Annotated in this window: 3 protein-coding genes; 2 read left to right on the forward strand and 1 reads right to left on the reverse strand. The window is 67.9% G+C overall.

Annotation, left to right across the window (positions count from 1 at the left end):
* The coding region (locus ACWCOV_RS41760; RefSeq protein ID WP_449834924.1) for a hypothetical protein at positions 1 to 185 on the reverse strand (185 nt) is incomplete at its 3' end.
* A gap of 151 nt (positions 186 to 336) precedes the next feature.
* Between ACWCOV_RS41760 and ACWCOV_RS41765 the strand changes: the two genes are divergently transcribed.
* On the forward strand, positions 337 to 720 hold the full coding sequence (locus tag ACWCOV_RS41765) for a hypothetical protein (protein WP_449834925.1): 384 nt from the start codon (positions 337 to 339) through the stop codon (positions 718 to 720).
* Positions 721 to 729: 9 nt separating this feature from the next.
* The coding region (locus ACWCOV_RS41770; RefSeq protein ID WP_449834926.1) for a hypothetical protein at positions 730 to 1,425 on the forward strand (696 nt) is incomplete at its 3' end.

Below are 1,425 nucleotides of genomic sequence, written 5' to 3' on the forward strand. Positions count from 1 at the left end.
TCGGGTTCAGCGACGCGAACGGGTCCTGGAAGATCATCTGCACCCGGCGGCAGTATCACCGCGATCTCGGTCTCCAGCGGGTCGGTCGCCGACGTCAGCAACCCGGCGATGAACTCCGCCTTCTTCAGCCGCGACCGGGTCCCGGCCAGCGCGGCCGACGTCTCGACCACCTCGGTGAGCAACATGACCCCAGTCTCACCCATCGCGCCGACACTTTCGGGCAATGCAACTTTCCCCGTCGCCCGTGCATCGCAAGGAACAACGGTCTGTTCTGGCGGAGGGACATCATGCGACGCACGCTTGCCGCGGCGGCCGGTCTGATGCTGACGGCCGCCCTTGCCACCCGCCGCCTCGGCTGCCGGTGCGGCGGGTACGGCGGTGCCCGGCAGCCGTACGTCGACGTACGACACCCTGCTGGTCAACACCCGGGGTGGGGCGCTCTACACGGTCCGAGTCCCACTGAGCTCGCCGATGAAGCCGGTTGTGCGGACCAGCACCTGGCAAGGCTTCGAAACCCTGAACGCGAACCGCTGCGGTCAGTACGGCTCGCTGCTGCTCGGCATCGACAAGGACACCAAGTCCGGTCACCTGGACGCCGTCGGGCACGCGAACGGGACCGCAACGGTGATCAAGGGCCTCGGCAAGGTCCCGGCCACCTTCGGCGACGCGGTCAACTACCGCTGGTCCAGCTACTACGACGACCCACTGTTCGGAGAATGAGGAGCACGAATGCGACGTACGCTCGCCGCGGCCACCGGCCTGGCGGTCACCGGGGCGCTGATGACCACGCCGGCTTCAGCCGCACCCAGTGCGACGGTCCCGTGTACCGTCACGGCCGCGTCCGCGACGGCCGGTGACCACTTCAGCAGCTACCTGGAGGCGACCAAGCCGATCAAGCGCACTGACAAAACCAGTGGCCGCGGCGTGCTGAACCTGCCGGTCCGCTTCTACTCGGACTGGTTCGTGAACCCGGACGCCGGCTGGGACACCCAGGGCTTCGGCGGCTACCTGGTCGCGGGCGACGTGCTCTACAACTTCACCTACTGGGTGGACAGCTCGTCCGAGGTGCCCAACAACAGCAGGCTGATCCGGATCGGTGGTGGCTGGACCGGGTTCCGGGCGCTGGTGACGTCGCAGCCGCTGGGTTCGGACGCGGAGCCGGGCGAATGGCACTACGGGCTGCACTCCGACGGCACGCTGTACCGCTGGGTGGTGCGGTACGTGAACGACAAGCCGGTCTGGACGCGCAACGGCATCTTCAGTGGCTTCGCCGCGGTCAAGACGATGGCTCTGTTCAGCCGTACGGCGACCTACGACACACTGCTCGTGACGACGCGCGGGGGAGCGCTGTACACCGTCCGCATCCCGCACAGCCAGCCGACGACGCCGATCGTCAAGAAGGTCCGCGCCGCGACGCGGCACGGC

This window comes from Kribbella sp. NPDC002412 (assembly GCF_053592935.1).